The 26,314-nt window shown below is 63.2% G+C and carries 24 protein-coding genes; 17 read left to right on the top strand and 7 right to left on the bottom strand.

Annotation, left to right across the window (positions count from 1 at the left end; genetic code table 11):
• The first annotated feature begins 10 nt into the window (after positions 1–10).
• The 4 genes from J4E58_RS12620 (at position 11) to purT (ending at position 2,583) form a co-directional block, all read left to right on the top strand.
• Complete coding sequence (locus J4E58_RS12620) at positions 11–535, top strand: gamma carbonic anhydrase family protein (protein ID WP_007927713.1); 525 nt, start codon at positions 11–13, stop codon at positions 533–535.
• Positions 532–744 carry a DUF1289 domain-containing protein gene (locus J4E58_RS12615; protein WP_007927703.1) on the top strand — a complete coding sequence of 71 codons (213 nt, stop codon included), beginning with the start codon at positions 532–534 and terminating at the stop codon, positions 742–744. Before J4E58_RS12620 ends, J4E58_RS12615 begins: the two co-directional genes overlap by 4 nt.
• Before the next feature lie 86 nt (positions 745–830).
• Entirely contained in the window at positions 831–1,298 is a 468-nt protein-coding gene (locus J4E58_RS12610) for a VUT family protein (protein ID WP_007927702.1), read from the top strand.
• A 103-nt stretch (positions 1,299–1,401) separates the two neighbouring features.
• Positions 1,402–2,583, top strand: coding sequence for a formate-dependent phosphoribosylglycinamide formyltransferase (gene purT, locus J4E58_RS12605; protein ID WP_087091339.1), 1,182 nt, complete (start codon positions 1,402–1,404; stop codon positions 2,581–2,583).
• 91 nt (positions 2,584–2,674) lie between these two features.
• On the opposite strand, the gene J4E58_RS12600 is transcribed toward purT, so the two are convergent.
• The 3 genes from J4E58_RS12600 to J4E58_RS12590 form a co-directional block, all read right to left on the bottom strand.
• Positions 2,675–3,991, bottom strand: coding sequence for an MFS transporter (locus tag J4E58_RS12600; RefSeq protein ID WP_062823578.1), 1,317 nt, complete (start codon positions 3,989–3,991; stop codon positions 2,675–2,677).
• A 394-nt stretch (positions 3,992–4,385) separates the two neighbouring features.
• Positions 4,386–5,624: a transporter associated domain-containing protein gene (locus J4E58_RS12595; protein WP_087091340.1), complete on the bottom strand. Its 1,239-nt coding sequence runs from the start codon at positions 5,622–5,624 to the stop codon at positions 4,386–4,388.
• Positions 5,625–5,636: 12 nt separating this feature from the next.
• Positions 5,637–6,449 (bottom strand): inner membrane protein YpjD, encoded by an 813-nt coding sequence (locus tag J4E58_RS12590; RefSeq protein ID WP_007927682.1) that lies wholly within the window; start codon positions 6,447–6,449, stop codon positions 5,637–5,639.
• Positions 6,450–6,647: 198 nt separating this feature from the next.
• Between J4E58_RS12590 and ffh the strand changes: the two genes are divergently transcribed.
• The 6 genes from ffh (at position 6,648) to J4E58_RS12560 (ending at position 10,722) form a co-directional block, all read left to right on the top strand.
• Positions 6,648–8,024: a signal recognition particle protein gene (gene ffh, locus J4E58_RS12585; RefSeq protein ID WP_007927681.1), complete on the top strand. Its 1,377-nt coding sequence runs from the start codon at positions 6,648–6,650 to the stop codon at positions 8,022–8,024.
• A gap of 248 nt (positions 8,025–8,272) precedes the next feature.
• Complete coding sequence (gene rpsP, locus J4E58_RS12580) at positions 8,273–8,524, top strand: 30S ribosomal protein S16 (RefSeq protein ID WP_007927680.1); 252 nt, start codon at positions 8,273–8,275, stop codon at positions 8,522–8,524.
• Positions 8,525–8,529: 5 nt separating this feature from the next.
• Positions 8,530–9,066 (top strand): ribosome maturation factor RimM, encoded by a 537-nt coding sequence (gene rimM / locus J4E58_RS12575; protein ID WP_007927679.1) that lies wholly within the window; start codon positions 8,530–8,532, stop codon positions 9,064–9,066.
• A gap of 2 nt (positions 9,067–9,068) precedes the next feature.
• Positions 9,069–9,821, top strand: a complete 753-nt coding sequence (gene trmD, locus J4E58_RS12570; protein ID WP_007927678.1) for a tRNA (guanosine(37)-N1)-methyltransferase TrmD — start codon at positions 9,069–9,071, stop codon at positions 9,819–9,821.
• Between the two features lie 45 nt (positions 9,822–9,866).
• Entirely contained in the window at positions 9,867–10,217 is a 351-nt protein-coding gene (gene rplS / locus J4E58_RS12565) for a 50S ribosomal protein L19 (protein ID WP_007927677.1), read from the top strand.
• A gap of 91 nt (positions 10,218–10,308) precedes the next feature.
• Complete coding sequence (locus J4E58_RS12560) at positions 10,309–10,722, top strand: acyl-CoA thioesterase (protein WP_007927676.1); 414 nt, start codon at positions 10,309–10,311, stop codon at positions 10,720–10,722.
• Between the two features lie 59 nt (positions 10,723–10,781).
• On the opposite strand, the gene J4E58_RS12555 is transcribed toward J4E58_RS12560, so the two are convergent.
• Positions 10,782–12,590: a sodium:proton antiporter gene (locus J4E58_RS12555; RefSeq protein WP_087091341.1), complete on the bottom strand. Its 1,809-nt coding sequence runs from the start codon at positions 12,588–12,590 to the stop codon at positions 10,782–10,784.
• Between the two features lie 107 nt (positions 12,591–12,697).
• On the opposite strand from J4E58_RS12555, the gene xerD reads away from it, so the two are divergent.
• From xerD to J4E58_RS12525, 6 genes are all read left to right on the top strand, one after another.
• Complete coding sequence (gene xerD / locus J4E58_RS12550) at positions 12,698–13,594, top strand: site-specific tyrosine recombinase XerD (RefSeq protein ID WP_007927674.1); 897 nt, start codon at positions 12,698–12,700, stop codon at positions 13,592–13,594.
• A gap of 207 nt (positions 13,595–13,801) precedes the next feature.
• Positions 13,802–14,533 carry a thioredoxin fold domain-containing protein gene (locus tag J4E58_RS12545; protein ID WP_007927673.1) on the top strand — a complete coding sequence of 244 codons (732 nt, stop codon included), beginning with the start codon at positions 13,802–13,804 and terminating at the stop codon, positions 14,531–14,533.
• Positions 14,534–14,664: 131 nt separating this feature from the next.
• Complete coding sequence (locus tag J4E58_RS12540) at positions 14,665–15,969, top strand: homoserine dehydrogenase (RefSeq protein ID WP_007927672.1); 1,305 nt, start codon at positions 14,665–14,667, stop codon at positions 15,967–15,969.
• Positions 15,970–16,073: 104 nt separating this feature from the next.
• A complete protein-coding gene (thrC, locus tag J4E58_RS12535) occupies positions 16,074–17,483 on the top strand; it encodes a threonine synthase (RefSeq protein WP_053259750.1) in 1,410 nt (469 codons plus the stop codon).
• Between the two features lie 169 nt (positions 17,484–17,652).
• On the top strand, positions 17,653–21,228 hold the full coding sequence (locus tag J4E58_RS12530; protein ID WP_087091342.1) for an ATP-binding protein: 3,576 nt from the start codon (positions 17,653–17,655) through the stop codon (positions 21,226–21,228).
• 90 nt (positions 21,229–21,318) lie between these two features.
• Positions 21,319–22,563, top strand: coding sequence for an EAL domain-containing protein (locus J4E58_RS12525; RefSeq protein ID WP_087091343.1), 1,245 nt, complete (start codon positions 21,319–21,321; stop codon positions 22,561–22,563).
• A gap of 7 nt (positions 22,564–22,570) precedes the next feature.
• Here J4E58_RS12525 and J4E58_RS12520 read toward each other — a convergent pair whose 3' ends face one another.
• Positions 22,571–23,233, bottom strand: coding sequence for a response regulator transcription factor (locus J4E58_RS12520; RefSeq protein ID WP_007923029.1), 663 nt, complete (start codon positions 23,231–23,233; stop codon positions 22,571–22,573).
• 475 nt (positions 23,234–23,708) lie between these two features.
• On the opposite strand from J4E58_RS12520, the gene J4E58_RS12515 reads away from it, so the two are divergent.
• Positions 23,709–23,993 (top strand): DUF3509 domain-containing protein, encoded by a 285-nt coding sequence (locus tag J4E58_RS12515; RefSeq protein ID WP_053259753.1) that lies wholly within the window; start codon positions 23,709–23,711, stop codon positions 23,991–23,993.
• 166 nt (positions 23,994–24,159) lie between these two features.
• Here J4E58_RS12515 and J4E58_RS12510 read toward each other — a convergent pair whose 3' ends face one another.
• Together J4E58_RS12510 and J4E58_RS12505 are read right to left on the bottom strand one after the other, a co-directional pair.
• Positions 24,160–25,029, bottom strand: coding sequence for a TIGR02285 family protein (locus J4E58_RS12510; protein WP_370686825.1), 870 nt, complete (start codon positions 25,027–25,029; stop codon positions 24,160–24,162).
• Between the two features lie 66 nt (positions 25,030–25,095).
• Positions 25,096–26,295 (bottom strand): CaiB/BaiF CoA-transferase family protein, encoded by a 1,200-nt coding sequence (locus J4E58_RS12505; protein WP_087091344.1) that lies wholly within the window; start codon positions 26,293–26,295, stop codon positions 25,096–25,098.
• Between the last annotated feature and the right edge of the window lie 19 nt (positions 26,296–26,314).

The following is a 26,314-nucleotide window of genomic DNA, read 5'->3' as shown; positions in this document are numbered from 1 at the left end:
GGACAACAATATGAAATACCGCCTGGGCGACGCCCGTGTCGAAACCCACCCGCAAAGCTGGGTCGCACCCAATGCCACGCTGGTGGGCAAGGTTAAGCTGGAGGAGGGGGCCAACGTCTGGTTCAACGCGGTGCTGCGTGGCGACAACGAGCTGATCCTGATCGGCAGGAACAGCAACGTGCAGGACGGCACGGTGATGCATACCGACATGGGCTTTCCGCTGACCATCGGCACCGGCGTGACCATTGGCCACAACGCCATGCTGCATGGCTGCACCGTCGGCGACTACAGCCTGATCGGCATCAATGCGGTGATTCTCAACGGCGCGAAGATCGGCAAGAACTGCATCATCGGCGCCAACTCGCTGATCGGCGAAGGCAAGGAGATCCCCGACGGTTCGCTGGTGATGGGCTCGCCGGGCAAGGTGGTCCGTGAACTGACCGAGCAGCAGAAGAAGATGCTCGAAGCCAGCGCCGCGCACTATGTGCATAATTCCCAGCGTTACGCCCGCGATCTGGCCGAGCAAGAACAATGACCGAACCCGAAAAACCCGTCCGTTCGCCCTGCGTGAGCATTTGCGCGCTGGACGATGACGATATCTGCACCGGTTGCCAGCGCACGGTGAGCGAGATCACCCGCTGGAGCCGCATGGACAACGCCGAGCGCCGTGAGGTGCTGGCGCTGTGTCATGAGCGCGCCAAGTCCAGCGGGGTGCTGTGGATGATCGGCACCCAGTCCGGCTAGACGGCTATCTCGGGCCAGCTCCCGTCTGGCCCATCCCATCCGCCTGAAGTACCCTGTGCGCCTTACTGACAGGTACTTTTCGCCCCATGCTCTTCCTGATCGCCTATATCGGCAGTGTCGTGCTGATCAACTACGCTTTTTCTACCGCTCCGCACCTGGACATCATCTGGTCGGCCTGGGGTGGGCTGGTGTTCGTCCTGCGGGACATGGTGCAAACCCGCTTCGGTCATGGCGCGCTCGTCGCCATGCTGGTGGCGCTGGTACTGTCCTACGTGACCTCCGAGCCGGCCATCGCCCTGGCCAGCGCCACGGCATTCGCGGTCTCCGAGTGCATCGACTGGCTGGTGTTCAGTATCACCAAGCGCCCACTGCACGACCGCCTGTGGATAAGTTCGGCGTTGAGCATTCCCCTGGACACCTTTATCTTTTTCGGCCTGATCGATGCGTTGACCCCGGGCGTGATCCTCACCGCGCTGGGGTCGAAGTTCGCCGGCGTGACCGTGGTCTGGCTGGCCATGGCCTGGCGTTTGCGCAAGGCGGCGTGCGCCAGCTGAGGCCAAAGCGCGCGGTTCATGTAAAATGCCGCGCTTTCTTCCCCATGGGCCGCCCGCCTGGTGCGCGACCCTCGATGATCCGCTCCTTTTTGAGGACCTTCAGATGACCCGTATCGGAACTCCATTGTCGCCAACCGCGACCCGCGTTTTGCTGTGTGGCTGTGGTGAGTTGGGCAAGGAAGTGGTGATCGAGCTGCAACGCCTGGGCGTTGAGGTGATTGCCGTGGATCGCTACGCCAATGCGCCGGCGATGCAGGTCGCCCATCGCAGCCATGTGATCAACATGCTCGACGGTGCCGCGCTGCGCGCAGTGATCGAGGCGGAGAAGCCGCACTTCATCGTGCCGGAGATCGAAGCCATCGCCACCTCCACCCTGGTGGAGCTGGAGTCCGAAGGGTTCACCGTGATCCCGACCGCCCGGGCCGCCCAGTTGACCATGAACCGTGAAGGCATCCGTCGCCTGGCCGCCGAAGAACTGGACCTGCCGACCTCGCCTTACCACTTCGCCGACACCTTCGAAGACTACCGCAAGGCGGTGGACGACCTGGGCTTCCCTTGCGTGGTCAAGCCGGTGATGAGTTCCTCGGGCAAGGGCCAGAGCCTGCTGCGCAGCGTCGACGACGTGCAGAAGGCCTGGGACTACGCCCAGGAAGGCGGGCGTGCCGGCAAGGGTCGGGTGATCATCGAAGGTTTCATCGATTTCGATTACGAAATCACTCTGCTGACCGTGCGCCACGTTGGCGGCACCACCTTCTGCGCGCCGGTCGGCCACCGTCAGGAGAAGGGCGATTATCAGGAGTCCTGGCAGCCCCAGGCCATGAGCCCGAAAGCCCTGGCCGAGTCCGAGCGCGTGGCCAAGGCCGTGACCGAGGCCCTGGGTGGCCGTGGCCTGTTCGGCGTCGAGCTGTTCATCAAGGGCGACCAGGTCTGGTTCAGCGAAGTGTCGCCGCGTCCCCATGACACCGGCCTGGTGACCCTGATTTCCCAGGACCTGTCGCAGTTCGCCCTGCATGCGCGGGCGATTCTCGGCCTGCCGATCCCGTTGATCCGTCAGTTCGGCCCGTCGGCTTCGGCGGTGATCCTGGTGGAAGGCCAGTCGACCCAGACCGCTTTCGCCAACCTGGGCGCGGCCCTGAGCGAGCCGGATACGGCCCTGCGCCTGTTCGGCAAACCTGAAGTCAACGGCCAGCGCCGCATGGGCGTGGCCCTGGCGCGCGACGAGTCGATCGAGGCCGCGCGGGCCAAGGCGACTCGCGCTTCCCAGGCGGTCGTTGTAGAGCTGTAAAAAACATCGCGGCAAGTCGGATCGCCGCCCGCTCGCTCCTACAAGGGTTGCGCTGAACCTGTAGGAGCGAGCTTGCTCGCGAAGCATTCTTTCAGGCGACCTGGTCCAGGTCGTTATTGCGCGTTTCCTTCAGGCACAGCACAGCGATCAGGCTGAGCACCGCTGCCGCCGACACATAGCCGCCAACCCAACTCAATCCCCCCATCGCCACCAGCTTCTGGGCGAAGAACGGTGCCGCCGAGGCGCCGACAATGCCGCCCAGGTTATAGGCCGCCGATGCGCCGGTATAACGCACGTGGGTCGGGAACAGCTCGGGCAGCAGGGCGCCCATCGGGGCGAAGGTCACGCCCATCAGGAACAGCTCGATGCACAGGAACAGCGCCACGCCCCAGGTCGAGCCCTGGGTCAGCAGCGGTTCCATGGTGAAGCCGGAGAGAATCGCCAGCAGGCCGCCGATGATCAGCACCGGCTTGCGTCCATAGCGGTCGCTGGCCCAGGCCGACAGCGGCGTGGCCGCGGCCATGAACAACACCGCGAAGCACAGCAGGCCGAGGAAGGTTTCGCGGCTGTAGCCGAGGGTCGCGACGCCGTAGCTCAGCGAGAACACCGTCGAGATGTAAAACAGCGCATAGCACACCACCATTGCCGCAGCGCCCAGCAGCACCGGCAGCCAGTACTGGCTGAACAGCTCGACCAGCGGCATCTTGACCCGCTCCTGGCGGGCGATGGCGTTGGCGAATACCGGGGTTTCATGCAGCTTCAGGCGCACATACAGGCCGACCAGCACTAGGGCGGCGCTGAGCAGGAACGGAATCCGCCAGCCCCAGGAGCGGAACTGTTCGTCGCTCAGGCTCATGGCCAGGGTCAGGAACAGGCCGTTGGCTGCCAGAAAGCCGATCGACGGTCCCAGCTGCGGGAACATGCCGAACCAGGCGCGTTTGCCTTTCGGCGCGTTTTCCGTGGCGAGCAGCGCGGCGCCGCCCCATTCGCCGCCCAGCCCCAGGCCCTGGCCGAAGCGCAGCAGGCACAGCAAGATCGGTGCCCAGGCGCCAATGCTGTCATAGCCGGGCAGCACGCCGATCAGCGTGGTGCACACGCCCATCAGCAGCAGCGATGCCACCAGGGTCGACTTACGGCCGATCCGGTCGCCGAAGTGGCCGAACAGCGCCGAGCCCAGGGGGCGGGCGAGAAAAGCGATGCCGAAGGTCAGGAAGGCCGAGAGCATCTGGGCGGTGCCAGACGTCTGCGGAAAGAATACCGGGCCGATCACCAGCGCGGCGGCAGTGGCGTACACGTAGAAGTCGTAGAACTCGATGGCGGTGCCGATAAAGCTGGCGGTGGCCACGCGGCTGGCGGAGTTGGTCGGCTGGGCAGGCACGGAGGCGCTGTAAGTGGTGCTGGTCGTCATGCGGTTATCCCTGACAGTCATGTGCTCCATGGGAGCGAATTATTATGGTCGAACACCCAGGGATGTGGGTTTGGCGCGGGCGCGGCTCGGGGTGGGAGCGAAGCCTGCCAGAAGCGGGCGGAGCAGGGCAGAAGCCGCTGGGTGCGGGTAGCACGCGGGTGCTGCGGGGCTTGGGTAAGCGGATCGATTATAGGAAGGCCCCTAACGATCAAACAAGCGCGACTTGCCGTAGCCCTGTAGCCGCTGGCGCAGCCTGCGTTCGACGGCGCAGCCGGCGCAAAGTCTGCCTGCGCGGTGTGTCAGGCAGAAGGTGGATGCAGGGTTTGCGACCGCTTCGCGGTCGATCGCAGCCTCGCGGGCTCGGCAGCGGCTACAGGGCTACAGGGCTACAGGGCTACAGGGTGGGCGCGGTGAGCGGCTTGGTGTGCCAGATCAGTACGCGACTGACCCGGTTGTCCTCGGTTTCGAGGATTTCCAGGCGGTAGCGGCCGATCTTCAGGCAAACGGCGCTGTCGGGAATGGTCTCCAGCGCTTCGGTGACCAGGCCGTTGAGGGTTTTCGGGCCGTCGCAGGGCAGGTGCCAGCCCAGGCTCTTGTTCAGTTCGCGAATCGAGGCCGCGCCTTCGATCACGAAACGTCCGTCGGCCTGGGGATGGATATGCGGGTTGTCGAGGCTGTGCTCGCTTTCGAATTCGCCGACGATTTCTTCGAGGATGTCTTCCAGGGTGACGATGCCCAGCACTTCGCCGTACTCGTCCACCACCATGCCCAAGCGGCGCTGCTGCTTGTGGAAGTTCAGCAGTTGCAACTGCAGCGGGGTGCTTTCCGGCACGAAGTAAGGCTCGTGGCAGGCCGCCAGCAGTGCTTCCTGGGTCAGGCTGGCATCCGGCAGCAGGTGACGGATCTGGCGGGTGTTGAGGACCGCCTCGACCTGGTTGATATCGCTGTGGAACACCGGCAGGCGGGTACGCTTGGACAGGCGCAGCTGTTCGATGATGTCGGCGATGGGGTCGTCGAGGTTGATCCCGTCGACCTCGCTGCGCGGCACCAGGATGTCATTGACGGTGATGTTGTCCAGGGCATGGATGCCCGACACCGGATGCGGCCGGCCGTTGGCATGTTCTTCGGCGTCGTCCGGGTCGACAGCCTGTTCGTCTTCGCTCTGCTTGACGGCGCCGGTCTTGCGGGTGAAGGGGCGCAGCAACAGCTGGCTGATGCTGTGGAGCAGCCAGGCCGCCGGGTAGATGATCTTCAGCGGCACGCCCAGCAGGGTATTGCCCAGGCTGAGGATCGCATCCGGATAACGGGTGGCCAGGGTGCGCGGGAGGTAGTCGGCGAGTACCAGCAGCACGCTGGTGGCGATCAGGCAGGCCAGCCAGGGGCCGTTTTCCGCCCACTGCAGGAGCGCCAGCAAGGTGCTGATGATGACCGCCAGCACCCGGCACAGGGTGTTGCAGAGAATCAGGCTGTCGCGCGGGAAGCTCAGGCGCGCCAGCGGTTTGTCGCCGGAGCGCGAAGCGGTGCGCAGGGTCAGCAGGTGTTGCTGGGCGGCTTCGATGGCGGTGAACAGCCCCGACCACAGTACCAGCAAGGCCAGGACCACGAGCATCGGCTCTATGGGCAGGTTGTCCATTATCGCCGCTCGTCAGATATGCAGGATGTATTCACGGACCAGCTTGCTGCCGAAGTACGCCAGCATCAGCAGGCAGAAGCCGGCCAGGGTCCAGCGAATCGCCTTGTGTCCGCGCCAGCCGAGGCGGTTGCGGCCCCACAGCAGCACGCTGAACACCACCCAGGCCAGGCAGGCCAGCAGGGTCTTGTGCACCAGGTGCTGGGCGAACAGGTTCTCGACGAACAGCCAGCCGGAGATCAGCGACAGCGAAAGCAGGGTCCAGCCGGCCCAGAGGAAGCCGAACAGCAGGCTTTCCATGGTCTGCAGCGGCGGAAAGTTCTTGATCAGCCCGGACGGGTGCTTGTGCTTGAGCTGGTGGTCCTGCACCAGCAGCAACAGGGCCTGGAACACGGCGATGGTGAACATGCCGTAGGCGAGGATCGACAGCAGGATATGGGCGAGGATGCCTGGCTCTTCGTCGATCACCGGCACCGTGCCGGTGGGCACGAACTGCGCCAGCAGCACGGTCAGCGCCCCCAGCGGAAACAGCAGGACCAGCAGGTTCTCCACCGGAATGCGCGAGCAGGCCAGCAGGGTCAGGGCAATCACCGCGGCGGCGATCAGGCTGGCGGCGCTGAAGAAGTCCAGGCCCAGGCCCACGGGCGTCATCAGGTGGGTCAGGAGGCTGGCGCTGTGGGCGAGCAGGGCAAGGATGCCGAGCGAGACCAGCAGGCGCTTGTTCGTCTTGGCGGCTTGAGCCAGACGAGTGCCTTGATAGAGGGTCGCAGCGGCATAGAGACAGGCGGCGGCGAGGGTGGTTAGCAAGCTGGGTGACAAGGGGAGCATAAATCCTGTTAGGCAAGCCCGAAAGTCGTTGAGTTTGGCATAGAACCGCCATCACACGAAAGACCGTGCAACCAGACGGCGGCTGTGCGTCGCACGCAGTCTTCGCTATAATCCGCGACCTGCCCACGGAGCACCTCTTTATATAGGGGCCCCGAGCCGCCATTACCTCGGTCTACTTAGGGCCTGAAAGGATCGCGCATGTTTGAAAACCTAACCGACCGTCTCTCGCAGACGCTGCGCCATGTCACCGGCAAGGCCAAGCTGACCGAGGACAACATTAAAGACACCCTGCGCGAAGTGCGCATGGCGTTGCTCGAAGCCGACGTCGCCCTGCCGGTGGTCAAGGACTTTGTCAACTCGGTGAAGGAACGTGCGGTCGGCACTGAAGTGTCGCGCAGCCTGACCCCGGGCCAGGCGTTCGTGAAGATCGTCCAGGCCGAACTCGAAAGCCTGATGGGCGCGGCCAACGAAGATTTGAACCTGAGCGCCGTGCCGCCTGCCGTCGTGCTGATGGCAGGTTTGCAGGGCGCCGGTAAGACCACCACCGCCGGCAAGCTCGCGCGCTTCCTTAAAGAGCGCAAGAAGAAGAGCGTGATGGTGGTATCCGCCGACGTTTACCGTCCGGCGGCGATCAAGCAGCTCGAGACCCTGGCCAACGACATTGGCGTGACCTTCTTCCCGTCCGACCTGAGCCAGAAGCCGGTCGCGATCGCCGAAGCGGCTATTAAAGAAGCCAAGCTCAAGTTCATCGACGTGGTCATCGTCGACACCGCCGGTCGTCTGCACATCGACGCCGACATGATGGATGAGATCCAGGCGTTGCACGCGGCGGTCAAGCCGGTGGAAACCCTGTTCGTGGTCGACGCCATGACCGGCCAGGACGCCGCCAACACGGCCAAGGCGTTTGGCGACGCACTGCCGCTGACCGGCGTGATCCTGACCAAGGTCGATGGCGATGCCCGTGGCGGTGCCGCACTGTCGGTGCGTGCGATCACCGGCAAGCCGATCAAGTTCATCGGTATGGGCGAGAAGAGCGAAGCGCTCGAGCCGTTCCACCCTGAGCGTATCGCTTCGCGCATCCTCGGCATGGGCGACGTGCTCAGCCTGATCGAGCAGGCCGAACAGACCCTCGACAAGGAAAAAGCCGACAAGCTGGCGAAAAAGCTGAAAAAAGGCAAAGGCTTCGACCTCGAAGACTTCCGCGACCAGCTGCAACAGATGAAGAACATGGGCGGCCTCGGTGGCCTGATGGACAAGCTGCCGAATATCGGTGGCGTGAACCTGGCGCAAATGGGCAATGCCCAGGGCGCGGCCGAGAAGCAATTCAAGCAGATGGAAGCCATCATCAACTCCATGACCCCGGCCGAGCGCCGCGACCCCGAGCTGATCAGCGGTTCGCGCAAGCGTCGGATCGCCATGGGTTCCGGCACCCAGGTGCAGGACATCGGTCGCTTGATCAAGCAGCACAAGCAGATGCAGAAGATGATGAAGAAATTCTCCGCCAAGGGCGGGATGGCGAAAATGATGCGCGGCATGGGTGGAATGTTGCCCGGCGGCGGCATGCCGAAGATCTGAAGAATCCACGCCGGCAGCCATGCCGGCGTTTCCCGCGGGGACGCGGGACCTCCAGCAAACCCGCGCTTGGCGGGAGCTGACTCGCCGTTGTTGCCAACGGCCCTATAGCAAATCTGGATGGCAGCCGGTAGGCGCCGGAAAAAGTCATTTGCAAAAGTCCGGATATTCCTTAGAATATGCGGCCTTTCGGGCACCCATGCCCGCTGTGCATTTAGATTTGCAGCACCGACTACAGGAACGATGTTCACATGCTAACAATCCGTCTTGCCCTTGGCGGCTCCAAAAAGCGCCCGTTTTACCACTTGACCGTGACCGACAGCCGTAACCCACGCGACGGTTCGCACAAAGAACAAGTTGGCTTCTTCAACCCGATCGCTCGTGGTCAAGAAGTCCGCCTGTCCGTGAACCAAGAGCGCGTAGCCTACTGGCTGAGCGTTGGTGCACAACCGTCTGAGCGCGTTGCTCAGCTGTTGAAGGAATCGGCTAAGGCTGCAGCCTGAACCCTATGAACGCGACGCCTGCTCCTGCTGATGATTTGATCGTTATCGGCAAAATCTACTCTGTTCACGGCGTTCGCGGCGAAGTGAAGGTTTATTCCTTTACTGATCCGATTAAAAACCTGTTGGATTACAAAACCTGGACGCTCAAGCGCGAAGGTAGCGTGAAACAGGTTGAGCTGGTCAGCGGACGCGGGAATGAAAAATTCCTGGTCGCAAAGCTCAAGGGTCTCGATGATCGTGAAGAAGCGCGTCTTCTGGCCGGTTATGAGATCTGCGTGCCGCGCAACCTGTTCCCTGAACTGACCGACGGCGAGTACTACTGGTATCAGCTGCAAGGTCTCAAGGTCATCGACACTCACGGACAACTGTTCGGGAAGATCGATCACCTGCTGGAGACCGGCTCGAACGATGTAATGGTGGTCAAGCCTTGCGCTGGCAGCCTGGATGATCGCGAACGCCTGTTGCCCTATACCGAGCAATGCGTGTTGGCCGTCGACCTGGCAGCGGGCGAGATGAAGGTGGATTGGGACGCGGACTTCTGAACGTGGCTAGCCTGCGCGTAGAAGTGATCAGTTTGTTTCCCGAGATGTTTTCCGCCATCAGCGACTACGGCATAACCAGCCGCGCGGTGAAACAGGGGCTCTTGCAGTTGACCTGTTGGAATCCGCGAGACTACACCACGGATCGACATCACACTGTGGACGATCGCCCATTTGGCGGTGGCCCGGGCATGGTGATGAAGATCAAGCCCCTGGAAGATGCTCTGGTTCAGGCCAGGCAGGCAGCCGGGGAGGGCGCGAAGGTGATTTACCTGTCGCCCCAAGGCCGCAAACTGACTCAGTCGGCGGTACGCGAGTTGGCGAATGAGGATGCATTGATCCTGATTGCCGGTCGTTATGAAGGCATTGACGAGCGTTTTATTGAAGCTCATGTCGATGAAGAGTGGTCGATTGGCGACTATGTACTCTCCGGTGGCGAGCTGCCGGCGATGGTCCTGATTGATGCGGTTACGCGACTGCTGCCCGGAGCTTTAGGGCATGCGGATTCCGCGGAGGAGGATTCCTTCACGGATGGTCTGCTGGATTGCCCGCACTACACCCGACCGGAGGTGTATGCGGATCAGCGTGTTCCCGACGTGTTGCTGAGTGGCAATCACGCACACATCCGGCGTTGGCGTTTACAGCAGTCCCTTGGTCGGACCTATGAACGACGCGCCGATCTTCTGGAAAGCCGCTCGCTTTCTGGAGAAGAGAAGAAGCTGCTCGAGGAATACATCCGCGAGCGGGACGATAGTTAACAACGTATCGATGGTAGATCCGACGATTTACCTTAGGAGCACAGCATGACCAACAAAATCATTCTTGCACTCGAAGCAGAGCAGATGACCAAAGAGATCCCAGCCTTTGCCCCGGGCGACACCATTGTCGTTCAGGTGAAAGTGAAGGAAGGCGATCGTTCCCGTCTGCAAGCGTTCGAAGGCGTTGTAATCGCCAAGCGTAACCGCGGCGTGAACAGTGCATTCACCGTTCGTAAAATCTCCAACGGTGTTGGCGTAGAGCGTACTTTCCAGACCTACAGCCCGCAAATCGACAGCATGGCTGTCAAGCGTCGCGGTGACGTACGTAAAGCCAAGCTGTACTACCTGCGCGACCTGTCGGGTAAAGCAGCTCGCATCAAGGAAAAACTGGTTTAAGTCCAGCTTCCGATGCAGAAAAAAGCAGCCTACGGGCTGCTTTTTTGTTGCCCGTCATTTATCCCCGAATTGTGTTTCAGGCAGTAGAACCATGAGCCCCCGCGAGCAAGAGATCCAACGCCGGACCGAGTTGTCGGTGACCCGCGTGACCAAGGCGGTATTCCCGTCGACCACCAACCACCACAACACCCTGTTCGGCGGCACGGCGCTGGCCTGGATGGACGAAGTGTCGTTCATCGCCGCGACCCGTTTCTGCCGGTTGCCGCTGGTCACCGTGTCCACCGACCGTATCGACTTCAATCACCCGATTGCCGCCGGCTCTATCGTCGAGTTGGTGGGACGGGTGGTGAAGGTCGGCAATACCAGCCTCAAGGTCGAGGTTGAGGTGTTCGTCGAGAGCATGAGCTGCGATGGGCGAGAGAAGGCCATCCATGGCCTGTTCAGCTTTGTCGCCATCGATGATGACAAGCGCCCGGTACCGGTGCTGCCGGGGTTTGTCGACTGATAGTGGATTGATCAAAAGCAAGCTCGCGGTTACGGGCGCGAGCTTGCCGGCGATGTGTTTCAGCCCGCCGTCGTATCCTTCTGAATCAACGCCACCAGGGTCCATCCCGCGGAGGGCTTGAGGGCGCTGCCTGGCGTCACCACATGCACCCAGCCGCTGTTGTCGCGAGCGAACAGCAGGGTCGCCCGCTCACCATGCAGCGCCTGGTAATCCTCCCAGCCAAAACCTTCGGTCAGGTTGGTGCTGTACAGCTCCGCACCCTGTCCCAGCAGGCTGGCCAGTTTGCTGTAGGACAGCGTCTCGTTACCCAGTAGGTGCCCGCGATGTTCATGGCTGGCCCGGTGCTTGTCGGTGCGCCGGCTTTCCTGGCTGTTGGCCAGGCCGAACAGGCGCTGATGGCCGAAGTCGTGGCGAAAACGCATGGAGGCCAGGGTGTTCAATTCGCCGGAGGGCGACAGCGCCAGCAGATGGCCAAGCCCCACCAGGTCCAGATGGGCATCGGCGTGTTGCGATGCCGGGTTGCCGAAGTAGGTCGGCAGGCCGTCCATGCGCGCGGCCCGGATGTTCTCCCAGCTCGAATCGGTCAGCAGCACGCGGCTGCCCAATTGTTGCAGGGCCTTGCCGATGGTCCGTGCCGGAGCGTTCGCCCCGACGATCAGGAAACCGCTCGGCGCTGGTTCCGCGACCTTCAATAGGCGGGCCAGCGGCCGCGCGGTGGCGCTCTGCAGCACCACGGTGCCGATGATCACGGCAAAGGTCAGCGGCACCAGCAGCAGCGCCCCTTCGTGACCGGCCTGGTCCAGGCGAATGGCGAAGATCGCCGAGACCGCCGCGGCAACGATGCCTCGGGGCGCGATCCAGGCCAGCAAGGCCCGTTCGCGCCAGTTCAGATTGGAGCCGGCGGTGGACAGCAGCACGTTCAAGGGCCGGGCGATGAACTGGATCACCAGCAGCAGAATCAACACCAGCGGCCCCAGGGCGATCAGGGCGTTGAGGTCCAGGCGCGCCGCCAGCAGGATGAACAGCCCGGAAATCAGCAGCACGCTGAGGTTTTCCTTGAAGTGCAGGATGTGCCGGACGTCGACGTCCTTCATGTTGGCCATCCACATGCCCATCAGGGTCACGGCCAGCAGGCCGGACTCATGCATCACCTGGTTGGCGCCGATGAAGATGCCCAGCACCGCCGCCAGCGTGGCCAGGTTGTGCAGGTATTCCGGCAGCCACTGGCGGCGCATGATGGTGCCCAGCACCCAGCCGCCGACGATGCCGAACAGGCTGCCGCAGAGGATTACCCCGCCGAAGGTCATCAGGCTGTGCTGCAGGCCCTGGCCCTCGGCGCTGGCGATGATGAAGCTGTAGACCACCACCGCCAGCAGGGCACCGATCGGGTCGATGACGATGCCTTCCCAGCGCAGGATGTTGGCGATCGACGCCTTGGGCCGCACCACCCGCAGCATGGGCACGATCACGGTGGGCCCGGTGACCAGGGTCAGGGTGCCGAACAGCAGCGCCAGCAGCCAGTCGAAGCCCAGCAGCCAGTGGGTGGCCAGGGTGATCACCGCCCAGGTCGAAAGGGCGCCGATGGTCACCAGCCGGTGCACCACCTTGCCGATCTCGCGCCACTCCGACAGGTGCAGGGTCAGGCTGCCTTCAAACAGGATCAAGGCCACCGCCAGCGACACCAGTGGCATCAGCAGCGGTCCGAACAGTTCCTGCGGGTCGAGCCAGCCCAGGACCGGGCCGGCGAGAATGCCGCTCAACAGCAGGAACAGAATGGCCGGCAGTTTCAGGCGCCAGGCCAGCCATTGGCAGCCCACTGCCGCCACGCCTATGCCGCCAAAGGCCAACAGAATCTGTTGTTCGTTCATTGAAGCTCCCTGTTCCTTGAAATAGCGGGCTATGAAAGACTAGCGACCCTCTGCACAGTTCACTATTTATTTGCGCCCGGCCTCAAGGCCGCGCCTTTCGAGTATTTATGCCTGCCATCGACCATCCCCTGATAGACCGTTTCCTCGATGCGCTATGGCTGGAAAAGGGTCTTTCGGACAACACCCGCGAGGCTTATCGCAGTGACCTGGCGTTGTTCAACGGCTGGCTACAGGAAAAGGGACTGGAGCTGGTAAATGCCGGTCGCGAGCTGATTCTCGACCACCTCGCCTGGCGGGTGGAGCAGGCCTACAAGCCACGCTCGACCGCGCGTTTTCTCTCCGGGGTGCGCGGCTTCTATCGTTACCTGCTGCGGGAAAAGCTGATTGCCGTGGATCCCACGCTGCAAGTTGACATGCCGCAGTTGGGGCGGCCGTTGCCCAAGTCTTTGTCGGAGGCCGATGTCGAGGCCCTGCTGGCCGCTCCCGACCTCAGCGAGGCCATCGGCCAGCGCGATCGCGCCATGCTTGAAGTCCTGTATGCCTGCGGCCTGCGGGTCACCGAGCTGATCAGCCTGACCCTGGAGCAGGTCAACCTGCGCCAGGGTGTGTTGCGGGTGATGGGCAAGGGCAGCAAGGAGCGCCTGGTGCCGATGGGCGAGGAAGCGATTGTCTGGGTCGAGCGCTACATGCGCGATGCCCGTGGCGAGCTGCTCGGCGGGCGGCCCAGCGATGTGCTGTTCCCCAGCCAGCGCGGCGAGCAGATGACCCGGCAGACCTTCTGGCACCGGATCAAGCATCAGGCCAAGGTCGCCGGGATCGGCAAGTCGCTGTCGCCGCACACCTTGCGACATGCCTTCGCCACCCATCTGCTCAACCACGGCGCCGACCTGCGGGTAGTGCAGATGCTGCTTGGCCACAGCGACCTGTCGACCACCCAGATCTACACCCATGTCGCCCGGGCCCGTTTGCAGGAGCTGCATGCCAAGCACCATCCTCGCGGTTGAGTGAGGTGTCGGTCGCCGCGAACACCGGCTGCGGCGACCCGGGAGCGGTTCTGCGCTGATCGGCAAATAACCGGCTTGGCTCAGCGGGAGCCCGCCAGGCGGGCCTTATGTGGTAGGCTTTGCCGGTTTACAAAGTGGGCCGTTATGACCCGGTGTTCCAGTACGGGCGTTCTGACCGTCCCATTTGTCCGCCTTCAGGAGTTCCCAATGCGCGTGACCCAGATAATCGCCGCCGCAGCCATTGCGTTGGCCAGTACCTTTGTTATGGCCGATGACGCCGCCGAAAAAGCGATTCGTAAAAGCCTCCAGGGCCTGCAACTCGAAGTCCCGGTAGAAAGCATCAGCGCCAGCCCGCTGCCCGGTGTCTATGAAGTCAAGCTCAAGGGCAGCCGCGTGCTGTACGCCAGCGCCGACGGCCAGTTCGTGATGCAGGGCTACCTGTTCCAGCTCAAGGACGGCAAGCCGGTCAACCTGACCGAAAAGACCGAGCGCCTGGGCGTGGCCAAGCTGATCAACGCCATTCCGGTCGCTGAAACCGTGGTCTACCCGGCCATCGGCGAAACCAAGACCCACATCACCGTCTTCACCGACACCACCTGCCCGTACTGCCACAAGCTGCACGCCGAAGTGCCTGAGCTGAACAAGATGGGCGTGGAAGTGCGTTATGTCGCCTTCCCGCGCCAGGGCCTGGGTTCGCCGGGCGACGAGCAGTTGCAGGCGGTCTGGTGCTCGGCCGACAAGAAAGCGGCCATGGACAAGATGGTCGATGGCAAGGAAATCAAGGCCGCCAAGTGCGCCAACCCGGTTTCCAAGCAATTCGCCCTGGGCCAGTCGATCGGGGTGAACGGCACGCCGGCCATCGTTTTGGCCGACGGCCAAGTGATTCCGGGCTACCAGCCTGCGCCACAAGTCGCCAAACTGGCGCTGGGCGCGAAATAATCCTGCGTCGTCGAGCCTTTGACGATCATGACGCGGCGGTTGTGGCCGACGCGTCATTAATAGAGAGCCGTGTGGTTTGCGGCTGTTTTCCACGGCCGACCTAGTGTCGGCCGTTTCATGGGGAGTTCAGAGTGAATCCGGTCAAAGTGGGCATCTGTGGGCTGGGTACCGTCGGTGGCGGTACCTTCAATGTACTTCAGCGTAACGCCGAGGAAATTGCTCGTCGTGCCGGGCGTGGAATCGAAGTGGCACAAATTGCCATGCGCACGCCAAAGCCTCAGTTCCAAACGACCGGTATTGCGATTACCAACGATGTGTTCGAAGTGGCCACGAACCCTGAGATCGACATCGTCATAGAGCTGATGGGCGGCTATACCGTTGCCCGCGAGCTGGTACTCAAGGCCATCGAGCATGGTAAACATGTGGTCACCGCCAACAAGGCGCTTATCGCCGTACACGGTAACGAAATTTTCGCCAAGGCCCGTGAGAAGGGTGTGATCGTGGCGTTCGAGGCCGCCGTGGCGGGTGGTATTCCAGTCATCAAGGCGATCCGCGAAGGCCTGTCGGCCAACCGTATCAACTGGGTGGCCGGGATCATCAACGGCACTGGCAACTTCATCCTCACCGAAATGCGCGAGAAGGGTCGCACCTTCGAAGACGTGCTGGTCGAGGCCCAGGCCCTGGGTTACGCCGAAGCCGACCCGACCTTCGACGTCGAAGGCATCGACGCCGCGCACAAGCTGACCATCCTGGCGTCCATCGCCTTTGGTATCCCGCTGCAGTTCGACAAGGCCTACACCGAAGGCATCACCAAGCTGACCACCGCCGACGTGAACTACGCCGAGGCCCTGGGCTATCGCATCAAGCACCTGGGCGTGGCCCGCCGCACCGATGCCGGTATCGAGCTGCGCGTGCACCCGACGCTGATCCCGGCCGATCGCCTGATCGCCAACGTCAATGGCGTGTTCAACGCGGTGATGGTCAACGGCGACGCCGTCGGCTCCACCCTGTACTACGGCGCCGGCGCCGGCATGGAGCCGACCGCTTCGTCGGTGATCGCCGACCTGGTGGACGTGGTTCGCGCCATGACCAGCGACCCGGAAAACCGCGTGCCGCACCTGGCCTTCCAGCCGGACTCGCTGTCGGCGCACCCGATCCTGCCGATCGAGGCCTGCGAAAGCGCCTACTATCTGCGGATCCAGGCCAAGGATCATCCGGGCGTACTGGCCCAGGTGGCGAGCATCCTGTCCGAGCGCGGCATCAATATCGAGTCGATCATGCAGAAAGAGGTCGAAGAACACGACGGCCTGGTGCCGATGATCCTGCTGACCCACCGTGTAGTGGAACAGCGCATCAACGATGCGATCACCGCGCTGGAAGCCCTGCAGGGCGTGGTCGGTCCGGTCGTGCGGATCCGCGTCGAACATCTGAATTAATTCAGCGGCAAGCGCCAAGCCGCAAGCTGCAAGTAAAAGCCGATTCGCTTTGACTTGTCGCCTGTCACTTGAAGCTTGCAGCTCCACACCAAAGGTTTGCTTATATGCGTTACATCAGCACCCGCGGCCAGGCACCGGCCCTGAATTTCGAAGACGTCCTGCTGGCCGGCCTGGCGAGCGACGGCGGTCTGTACGTACCGGAAAACCTGCCACGTTTCACCCAGGAGGAAATCGCTTCCTGGGCCGGCCTGCCGTATCACGAGCTGGCGTTCCGGGTGATGCGCCCGTTCGTCACCGGCAGCATTCCGGATGCCGACTTCAAGAAAATCCTTGAGGAAACCTACGGCGCTTTCTCCCACAACGCCATCGCCCCGCTGCGCCAGCTGAACGGCAACGAGTGGGTCCTGGAGCTGTTCCATGGCCCGACCCTGGCGTTCAAGGACTTCGCCCTGCAACTGCTGGGTCGCCTGCTGGACTACGTGCTGGAGAAGCGCGGCGAGCGCGTGGTGATCATCGGCGCCACTTCCGGTGATACCGGTTCGGCCGCCATCGAAGGCTGCAAGCGTTGCGACAACGTCGATATCTTCATCCTGCACCCGCACAACCGTGTGTCCGAAGTGCAGCGCCGGCAGATGACCACCATCTTCGGCGAGAACATCCACAACATCGCCATCGAAGGCAACTTCGACGACTGCCAGGAAATGGTCAAGGCCAGCTTCGCCGACCAGGGCTTCCTCAAGGGCACCCGCCTGGTGGCGGTGAACTCGATCAACTGGGCGCGGATCATGGCCCAGATCGTCTATTACTTCCACGCGGCCCTGCAGCTGGGCGGTCCGGCGCGTTCGGTGGCGTTCTCGGTGCCGACCGGCAACTTCGGCGATATCTTCGCCGGTTACCTGGCCCGCAACATGGGCCTGCCGATCAATCAGCTGATCGTCGCCACCAACCGCAACGACATCCTGCACCGCTTCATGAGTGGCAATCAGTACGTCAAGGAAACCCTGCACGCCACCCTGTCGCCGTCGATGGACATCATGGTCTCGTCGAACTTCGAGCGCCTGCTGTTCGACCTGCACGGTCGCAACGGTGCCGCGCTGGCCGGGCTGATGGACTCCTTCAAGCAGGGTGGCGGTTTCAGCGTCGAGCAGGAGCGCTGGACCGAAGCGCGCAAGCTGTTCGACTCCCTGGCCGTGGACGACGCCCAGACCTGCGAGACCATCGCCGAAGTCTTCGCCCAGACTGGAGAAGTGCTCGACCCGCACACCGCGATCGGCGTCAAGGCCGCCCGTGAGTGCCGTCGCAGCCTGGACATCCCGATGGTGGTGCTGGGCACCGCACATCCGGTGAAGTTCCCGGAAGCGGTGGAGCAGGCCGGGATCGGCAAGGCCCTGGAATTGCCGGCGCACCTGTCCGATCTGTTCGAGCGCGAAGAGCGTTGCACCGTCCTGGCCAACGACCTGAAGGCCGTCCAGGCCTTTGTCAGCCAGCACGGCAATCGCGGCAAACCGCTCTGATCGACTGACATCGATCGTCAACAAGGCCCGTCTCTGACGGGCTTTGTCTTTTTATACACAGGCTGTTTATCGCGGCGCGTCTTCCAAGGACAGAACTTAAGGCCAGAGCTCAAGGACAGAGCATCTAGAATAGGGCGGCGACGCGTCGAGGATCACCCACAGGATGCTTATGTTGCTGCGCCCGGTTTTGTGCACATTGATGGTTTTGGCGACGCTGGCCCTGGCCCCGTGCCTGATGGCGGCGCAGAACCTCCCCTTCAAGCTGGTGCCGGCCTTCGTCGAACTGGAGCCGCTCACCCTGGCCCCGGTCGAACGGCAATGGCTGGCGGGCCGTGGCACCTTGAAGGTGGGCATTTCGATCGATGACTACCAGCCGATCGACATCACGCGCGACCGCAATCGTTACCAGGGCATCAGCGCCGACTACCTGAGCCTGGTCGGCGAACGCCTGGGCATGCCCATGGAGGTGTTGGGGTTCTCCGAGCGCGAGCAAGCGGTCGAGGCGCTGCGCAATGGCACGATCGACATCCTCACCAGCGCCAACGGTTACGAGCGCGGGGTCACCGGGTTGCACTTTTCCAGCGACTACATGCCTGACCGGGCGGTGGTGGTCGTACGCCGGGACGAGGCCCAGATCCCCGAGGACCTGGCCGGCAAGAAAGTGGTGCTGCTAGAAGGGTATGCGGACGCGAAGGTCGCCCACGCGGCTTATCCCCACAGCCAGATCATTCTCTCGCCCAATCTGTACAGCGGCCTGGAAGCGCTGAATCAGGGGGATGTCGATGCCTTTATCGGCAATGAAGTGATCGTCCGTGCCTACAAGGCGCTGCGTCCTTACCTGGGGTTGCAGGTCCGCACCGGCAGCCGTCTGCCGCCGATCGGCTTTGCCTTCGCCACGCGCCAGAGCGACCCGCTGTTGAGCCGCCTGATCGAGCGAGCGCTGGAGAGCATCGACGATTCCACGGACCGGGAAATCCTGGCCCGCTGGACCACTGGGCTGGGCGCCAGCACCGGCGACGAGCGAATCAAGTTGAGCAAGGCGGAGCGCGCCTGGCTGCTCGAACATCAGCATGTGGTGGTGGCTTCCCAGCAGTACCCACCCTACGTGTTCAAGGACAAGGACGGCCAGTGGACCGGACTGAACATCGACCTGCTCAACCGCATCTCGAGAATGACCGGCCTGCAGTTCATCCAGGAGGAAAGCTTTTCCACGACCCATACCCTGGACCTGCTGCTCAAGGGCCGGGCCCAGATGAACACCACCTTGTCGGCCAATGACGAGCGCTGCGGCTTCCTCGACTTCACCCACCCCTTTGGCGGTTCGGCCTGGGTGTTCGTGGTCCGCGCCGAGGACATCCAGCTCAACACCTTCAGCCAGTTGGCGGGCCGGGTGCTGGCGCTGCCGGCCAAGCATGCGCTGGAGAGCTACGTCCGGCAAAACTACCCGAAGGTCCTCCTGCGTTCGGTCGCTACCTACCAGGAGGCGCGGGCCCTGGTGGCCAATGGCGAGGCCGACGCGACCATCCAGAATGAAGTCGAGGTGCAGGGGTATCCGGCGAACGGGCTGCGCATCGGCCGCAGTGTCGAAGGCAAGTGGTCGGCCGACGAGTTGTCGGTGCGCCGGGACCAGCCCGAGCTGCTGAGCATTCTGAACAAGGCCCTGGAAGCCTTCCCGGTGGCCGAGCTCAGCGCCATCCGCCTGAAATGGCTGGGGGTGACCCCGGTGCCGGTGCCCATGTGGCAGCGGGTGCCGGTGTGGATCTACTGGGTCACTTTCACCGCCATCCTGTTCGGCCTGCTGTCCCTGGCCTGGAACACCCGGCTCAAGGGGCAGATCCGCCAGCGCCTGCAAGCCGAGCAACGCCTCAACGACCAGGTGGCGTTCAAGCGCGCCTTGCTCGACGGTATCCCCAACCCGATCTTCGTCCGCGACCTGGCCGGGCGCCTGATCACCTGCAACAAAAGCTACGAAACCCAGACCGGCATGCGCCTGGAACAGATCAAGGGGCTGTGCCTGACCGAGCTGGATGTCTTGCCCGAGGCCACGGCCCGGCAGTTGCACCGCGAGTTCCTGGAGCAGCTGGAGTCCCAGGAGTCGGTGTTCGTCGACCGTCAGATCGAGTCCAGAAGGGGCCCGGTGCATGTCTATCAATGGACGGTGCCGTTCTACAGCGCCCAGGGTGAATTGCAGGGGTTGCTGGGGGGCTGGATCGATATCACCGAGCGCAAGCGCCTGGAGGAAGAGCTGCTGCAAGCGCGTCGCGCGGCGGATCAGGCGAACTACGCCAAGAGCGCCTTTCTCTCGACCATGAGCCACGAGATACGCACGCCGATGAACGCGATCATTGGTTTGCTGGAACTGGAAAAGGAACAGGCGCGCCTGCGCGGCATGCCGTTTTCCGATGCGCTGCGCGTGGCCTACCAATCGGCGCAGGAGCTGGTCGGCCTGATGGGCGATAACCTCGACCTGGCCAAGATCGAGGCCGGGCACATGCAGCTGGCGCCGCAGACCGTGGCCCTGCGAGGCTTCTTCGAAGACATACAGCAATTGTTCGAGGTCACCGCGCGCAACAAGGGGCTGCACCTGACGCTGGCCTTCGACAAGGCGGCGGACGGTTTCTACTGGCTCGACCCGCTGCGCCTGCGCCAGGTGCTGCACAACCTGCTGAGCAATGCCCTGAAGTTCACCCAGGCCGGTGAGGTGCGGGTGTCCGTGGAGCGCCAGGCCGATGAACATGGCGCCGACCGTTTGTGCATCAGCGTGGCCGACACCGGGTCGGGCATCAGCCCCGAGAAGCAGGCGAGCCTGTTCGATCCGTTCATCCAGGCCCATCTGCAGACGACGCCGGAGCAGGGCGGAACCGGCCTGGGCCTGAGTATCTGCAAGCAACTGGTGGAGCTGATGGGCGGGCGCATTCTGCTGCAAAGCCAACCTGGCGCGGGAACCACCGTGACCCTTGAGCTTTACCCGGAACAGGTGGTCGAGGATTTCAGCCAGTCGCCCCAGGTGACCCGCGAGCGCCCGCAGAGCCGTCGCATGTCGGTGCTGGTGGTCGACGACGTGCGCGCCAATCGCATGGTGCTCAGCCAGCAACTGATGTTCCTCGGGCACAAGGTGGTGGCGCTCGACAGCGCCGAGGCGGCTCTGGCGCGCTGGCAGGGCGAGGCGTTCGACCTGGTGATGACCGACTGCCACATGCCGGGCATGAGCGGTTATCAGCTGAGCGAAGCGATACGGCAGATCGAGGCCCGGGAAGGGCGTGACGCCTGCCCGCTGATCGGTTGCACGGCCAATGCCTTCGAGGATGAACAGCAGCGCTGCGAGCAGGCCGGCATGGATGAACTGCTGGTCAAGCCGGTGACCCTGGACCGGTTGGCGCAGATGCTTGCGCGCTTCTTGCCGCCGCCGTCCTTCGACATCCAGACCCTGCGCACCATGACCCAGGCGGACGAGCCGATCCTGCAACGCATGCTGCGCGAGCTGTGGAGCAACCTGGGGCAGGAGCAGGCGGCCCTGGAGTCGGCGGTGCTGGAGCAGGACTGGGCGCGTATCGGCGCGTCCACGCACCGCCTCAAAGGGGTGTGCTGCCTGATCGATGCGCTGCCGCTGGCCCAGGTCTGCATCGACCTGGAGGCCGTTGCCCGGGCCCGCTCGACGGCGGTGCTGGCGGAGCACTGGCTGCGCCTGAAGGAGGCCATCGGCTGCTTGCGCAGCGATATCGAGCCGCATCTGGGTAGCGATTAAGACTTGTCTTATGGGGCGGCCTGCCCGCTGCGATTAACGTACCGGCCCGCTGCGGATTCTCGCCGCTCTCGCCGTATCGGAGGTCGTTCCATGCACAGGTTGAAAGTGCTCGTTCTTGAAGACAATTCGTTCCAGTTGATGGCCCTGCACCAGATGCTCAACGCCAATGGCGTGTTCAACGTGTTGAATGCCGAAAGCGTTGCCGCCGCCCGGCAATCCCTGGACAGCAAGGGGCCGGTGGATATCGCCATCTGCGATCTGTACCTGGAGCAGGCCGATGGCCTGGAGCTGATTCGTTACCTGGCAGAGCAGCAACGGGCGAGGGCGCTGATCATTCTCAGCGACGCGCAAGCGGATGTCCGTGAAGGCGCCGCGGCCATGGCCCGGCAGCAGGGCCTGAATGTGCTGGGCTGTCTGCCCAAGCCGGCCTCGGTCACCCTGCTCAATGAACTGCTGGGCCTGTACCAGCAATGCTTCGAGCCTGGGCCGCAAGACTTGTCGCTGGCCCAGGTGCGCGAAACCCTGGCCCTGGATGTGTTCCAGCCGGAGGTGCCGACCGCCGAGGAAGGGCAGGCGGCGGTACAGCGCCATGGGGTCGCGCACTTCCAGCCGGTGGTCAGCCAGGACGGCGAGGTCCTGGGCGTCGAGGCGCTGGCGCGCTGGCAGCACCCGGAACACGGCTTGATGCTGCCTGCCGAGTTCCTGCCAGTGATCGAATTCGCCGGCCTGGAGGAAGCCTTCACCTGGCTCATGCTGGAGCAGGCCCTGCAATTGTCGGCCGGAGTGCGCCTGGTCATGGGCCGTTCGCTGGCGATCTCGGTGAATATCCCGGTGGGCATGCTGGAACTGCCGAACTTCGCGCGCCAGCTGGAAACCCTGCTACGGCGTTTTGAAGTGCCGGCACGCCTGCTGACCCTGGAAATCGTCGAGACCACCGAACTGGAAACCGATATCGCCCATGTGGAGGCCCTGCTGCGCCTGCGCATGATCGGCTGCAAGCTGTCGATTGGCGACTTCGGCACCGGCGGCACCAGCCTGCAGCGCCTGTTGGAATTGCCGTTCACCGAGCTGAAGATCCCGCCGGCCTTCGTCTGCGGGCTGGCTGACGATGAGCGCAAGGCGGCCGTGGTGGCCGGCGCTATGAGCATGGCCCGGCGCATGTCGCTGGGCGTGGTGCTGGCGGGTATCGAGAGCGCCGCCGACTATCAGGCGGCCAAGAAGCTGGGGCAGGCGCGCCTGCAAGGCTGTTTCATCGCCGAGCCCATGAGCGCCGTAGCCGTGCGCCAGTGGATCGCCCGGCGTTTGCATGACGACCTCGACGAGCAGGCCGGCTGAGCCGGGCTCAGGCGAGCCCGTGTTCCTGCACGTAGATGTACAGCGCCGCGGCGCTGGACAGGCCGAGCTTGCGCATGGCGCTGACCTTCTGGGTGCTGACGGTCTTTTTGCTGCGGCTGAGCTTCGCGGCGATTTCCCCGACCGTCAGCCCGGCCGCCAGCAGGCGGATGACTTCGAGCTCGCGGGGCGACAGCTGTTCCCCGGACAACAAGCGATCCGGCCCGACCTCGCCCGCCAGGCTGAGAAGTTGCTGGATGGCCTGGGCGACAAACACCTTGTCGCGGCGCACATGGCTGATCGCCGCCGGCAGCTCGTCGGCCAGGCTGGCCTTGCTCAGCAGCCCCGAGACGCCCAGGTCGAGAATCGAACGGAACAGCCCGGCATTGTTGAGCATGGTCACCACCACGATCGGCAGCTGGGGATGATGCCGGCGCAGTTGCTCGATCAGGCGCAGGCCATCGTTCTGCTGTTCGCCCGGCATCATGAAGTCGGTGACCAGTACGTCGCAGGGACAGCTTTGCAGCAGTTCGCCGAGGGCGGTCGGGGAGCTGGCTTCGCCGACGATCTCCAGGTTGTCGTCGCGCTCCAGGACGGCCCGCAGGCCGATGAGGAAAATCGGGTGATCGTCGGCCAGGACGATCCGCAGTTTTTTATTGGACGTTTGATTCAAGACTCGCTCCGGTGAGAAGGCAGCATTTCGGACAGGCCCTGCAACCGGGCAACCGTCATCGCTGCGCCGCCGGGCTTTGCCAACCGCTCGAGGAGAGGGCCCCCATGGCCACACCCCCACCTGCCAGAAAGACCTGCGCCAGGCCTGAAAATCCGCCTCGGGAGCAGGTCGCGATGCCGGTTCGGATCGACCCTCGGCGCTATTCCTGCCAGCAGGCGGTATTGCGCTACAAGAAGGTCGAGGCGCTGATCGATCAACCGGCACCGTCGCGTTCGTTTCTGGTTTGAGTGCCGATTCTAGTCTGATCCGGGCTGTTTTTTATCTGTCATGTTTTGCGGGCATGCTGGATCGACTCAGGTCGGCAACCGCCAGCGGTTGCGAACTTTCTTCTCTGGGCGATGGTCACTTGAATGCCAGAAAGCTACCGGCATTGGTGTATTCGAGCCTTAATTCCAGCTATTGAGTGGTGATCGAGATGGAAAGTATCAGCCTATTGTTGGGTGAAGCTTTGAGCCCGTATCAGGTAACTCTGACCCCACGCGCGCAGGGGGAATGCCTGGTGACCCTGAAGAATGCCTTGGGGGCCATCGTGGTCGAGCGCGAGTTCAGCCAGGCCCAGTTGACCGACAAGCGCCAGTTGACCGATGTCGTCGACGGTCTGCATCGCGACGTATTGATCGCCGAAGGCCGTCTGGAACCCTGTGTCATCGCGGCCTTGCGCAATGTGGCCCGGGAGAAGACGTTCGACAGCGCACGCTGACTGGAATTTTCGGGAACCTTCGCAGCAAGCCATCAGTCAGACCCTTGGCAACAGGATCGAGCATTGTGCTCCGGTGCTTGTCGCCTGTTGCGCGGGTCTGGTTTCAGGCCACGTTTAACCCCGAGTCGTCTCCCCACTGCTCGGGGTTTCTTTTTGCCCGGATTTTTTATCGCTGCGGCGTGTCGCGGAAAAACGCCAGGGCATCGCTGCGGTATTGCTCGCGCCGTGACGGTTCCAGCCACTGGGCATAAAGCTCCAGCAAGGTGTGCGGGCGCAGTTCGAGCAGCGCCCGGTTGATGCGCTCCACCGCCTGCCGGCCCTGCGCTGTGTTCGAGCAGCCGACGTTCACTGACTGGTACCTGGGCATGCCCTGGATCGGGTAGAACTCCAGCTCATCGGGATCGATCCCTTGCTGTTGCGCCTGGAAACGGATTTCTGTCTGGTAACCGATCAAGGCTTTCAGGCGCCCGTGGCGTTGCATCTGCAGCAGGTTACCGATGGCGCTGTTGCCGTAGTGGGCCATCAGCGCGCCGAGCGGAGCCTGTTTGAGCAGGCTGTCGATCGGTTCGCCATAACTGCGCTCGGCCACCACGCCCACATTGTGCAGGGGGCTGACCAGCAGTGCGCCCAGGTCGATCTGGCCGTCATGGATAAACGGCAGCAGGTCGGGACGGTCCTGGCGCCGTACCGCCAGGCCGTTGCTGAATATACGAAAAGTGGTGATGGAAAACGCCAGCCATTGTGCTCGCTGCGGGGTGAACAGCAGCGCCGGATCGCAGACGAAGGGCAGTTCCCGGAGCATCTGCATGGCCCGGGCGCGGTTGACGTGCACGAACTGATGGTCGTACTCCGGCAGGCTGGCCATCAGCACGGGCAGGGCCTGATCGATCACGCCCAGGCCTTTTTGCGGACCTTCGAAAATCGTCATCGGCGGCAGGTCGCGCAACACCCAGATCAGCGTGTCCCGGGCCTGGCTGGCCGGTGACCAGGCGCCGAGCGCCAGCAGCATCGACAACAGGCGTATGCCACGAATCATTCGCCTGCTACGGCATGGGGTCATCAGGCTGCTGATCCTTGTCGGTAAAAGGCATCGTTTTTCAAACTAGATCGCGCCGTTGTCACGCAGGCTTTTGATCTGCTGCTCGTCGTAGCCCAGGGCGCCCAGTACCTGGGCATTGTGTTCGCCGAGCGCGGGGCCGACCCATTCGGACGAGCCCGGGGTGTCCGAGAGTTTCGGCACGATGCCGGGCATCTTGAATGCCTTGCCGTCCGGCAGCTTGGCCTGGAGGAACATTTCCCGGGCGAGAAACTGCGGATCGCTGAACATGTCCTCGGCGCTGAAGATGCGGCTGGCAGGGACTTGTGCCTGGTTCAGCAATTCGAGCACATGCTCCAGCGGCAGCGAGTTGACCCAGCGATCGATGACTCCGTACAGCTCGTCGCGCCGGCTGTCGCGGCCGTCGTTGCTGGCCAGGGCCGGGTCGTTGGCCAGGTCGTCGCGGCCGATCAGCAGCATGAAGCGCTTGAAGATCGCATCGCCGTTGGCGCCGATCTGCACATGCTTGCCATCGGCGCTGGTGTGAATGGAGGAGGGCGTGATGCCGGGCATGATGTTGCCGGTGCGTTCGCGGATGAAGCCGAAGACATCGAACTCCGGGACCATGCTTTCCATCATGGCGAAGATCGCTTCGTACAACGCCACGTCCACCACCTGGCCCTGGCCGCCGTTGACCTCACGGTGCCGCAGGGCCATCAGAGCGCCGATCACGCCCCAGAGTGCGGCAATCGAGTCGCCGATGGAAATGCCGGTGCGCACCGGCGGACGGTCCTCGAAACCGGTGATGTAGCGCAGCCCGCCCATGGATTCGCCGACCGCGCCGAAACCGGGCTGGTCCTTCATCGGCCCGGTCTGGCCGAAGCCGGACAGGCGCACCATCACCAGCTTGGGATTGAGTGAGTGCAGGGTGTCCCAGCCCAGGCCGAGTTTTTCCAGGACCCCGGGGCGAAAGTTCTCGATCAGGATGTCGGCCTCGGCCAACAGCTTCTTCAGCACCTCCAGGCCGTCCGGGTGCTTGAGGTTCAGGGTCAGGGACTTTTTGTTGCGCGCCTGGACGAACCACCACAGGGATGTGCCTTCATACAGCTTGCGCCACTTGCGCAGCGGGTCGCCGCCGTCCGGCGATTCAACCTTGATCACCTCGGCGCCGAATTCGGCGCAGATGCGCGAGGCGAACGGGCCGGCGATCAGGGTGCCGAGTTCGACGACTTTCAGGCCGGCAAGGGGTTTGGCGGTAAGCGGCATGGAAGATCCTTGTAGGACA

The organism is Pseudomonas sp. FW305-25 (genome assembly GCF_017351415.1).
GTDB classification, from domain to species: Bacteria; Pseudomonadota; Gammaproteobacteria; order Pseudomonadales; family Pseudomonadaceae; genus Aquipseudomonas; species Aquipseudomonas chlororaphis.
Note: the sequence above shows the minus strand (reverse complement) of the source record. Positions and strands in the feature narration are given on the sequence as shown.

Coding starts and splice junctions, on each gene's coding strand:
- J4E58_RS12620 (WP_007927713.1), top strand. CDS start 11: ATGAAATACCGCCTGGGCGACGCCCGTGTCGAAACCCACCCGCAAAGC.
- J4E58_RS12615 (WP_007927703.1), top strand. CDS start 532: ATGACCGAACCCGAAAAACCCGTCCGTTCGCCCTGCGTGAGCATTTGC.
- J4E58_RS12610 (WP_007927702.1), top strand. CDS start 831: ATGCTCTTCCTGATCGCCTATATCGGCAGTGTCGTGCTGATCAACTAC.
- purT (WP_087091339.1), top strand. CDS start 1,402: ATGACCCGTATCGGAACTCCATTGTCGCCAACCGCGACCCGCGTTTTG.
- J4E58_RS12600 (WP_062823578.1), bottom strand. CDS start 3,991: ATGACGACCAGCACCACTTACAGCGCCTCCGTGCCTGCCCAGCCGACC.
- J4E58_RS12595 (WP_087091340.1), bottom strand. CDS start 5,624: ATGGACAACCTGCCCATAGAGCCGATGCTCGTGGTCCTGGCCTTGCTG.
- J4E58_RS12590 (WP_007927682.1), bottom strand. CDS start 6,449: ATGCTCCCCTTGTCACCCAGCTTGCTAACCACCCTCGCCGCCGCCTGT.
- ffh (WP_007927681.1), top strand. CDS start 6,648: ATGTTTGAAAACCTAACCGACCGTCTCTCGCAGACGCTGCGCCATGTC.
- rpsP (WP_007927680.1), top strand. CDS start 8,273: ATGCTAACAATCCGTCTTGCCCTTGGCGGCTCCAAAAAGCGCCCGTTT.
- rimM (WP_007927679.1), top strand. CDS start 8,530: ATGAACGCGACGCCTGCTCCTGCTGATGATTTGATCGTTATCGGCAAA.
- rplS (WP_007927677.1), top strand. CDS start 9,867: ATGACCAACAAAATCATTCTTGCACTCGAAGCAGAGCAGATGACCAAA.
- J4E58_RS12560 (WP_007927676.1), top strand. CDS start 10,309: ATGAGCCCCCGCGAGCAAGAGATCCAACGCCGGACCGAGTTGTCGGTG.
- J4E58_RS12555 (WP_087091341.1), bottom strand. CDS start 12,590: ATGAACGAACAACAGATTCTGTTGGCCTTTGGCGGCATAGGCGTGGCG.
- xerD (WP_007927674.1), top strand. CDS start 12,698: ATGCCTGCCATCGACCATCCCCTGATAGACCGTTTCCTCGATGCGCTA.
- J4E58_RS12545 (WP_007927673.1), top strand. CDS start 13,802: ATGCGCGTGACCCAGATAATCGCCGCCGCAGCCATTGCGTTGGCCAGT.
- thrC (WP_053259750.1), top strand. CDS start 16,074: ATGCGTTACATCAGCACCCGCGGCCAGGCACCGGCCCTGAATTTCGAA.
- J4E58_RS12530 (WP_087091342.1), top strand. CDS start 17,653: ATGTTGCTGCGCCCGGTTTTGTGCACATTGATGGTTTTGGCGACGCTG.
- J4E58_RS12525 (WP_087091343.1), top strand. CDS start 21,319: ATGCACAGGTTGAAAGTGCTCGTTCTTGAAGACAATTCGTTCCAGTTG.
- J4E58_RS12515 (WP_053259753.1), top strand. CDS start 23,709: ATGGAAAGTATCAGCCTATTGTTGGGTGAAGCTTTGAGCCCGTATCAG.
- J4E58_RS12510 (WP_370686825.1), bottom strand. CDS start 25,029: ATGATTCGTGGCATACGCCTGTTGTCGATGCTGCTGGCGCTCGGCGCC.
- J4E58_RS12505 (WP_087091344.1), bottom strand. CDS start 26,295: ATGCCGCTTACCGCCAAACCCCTTGCCGGCCTGAAAGTCGTCGAACTC.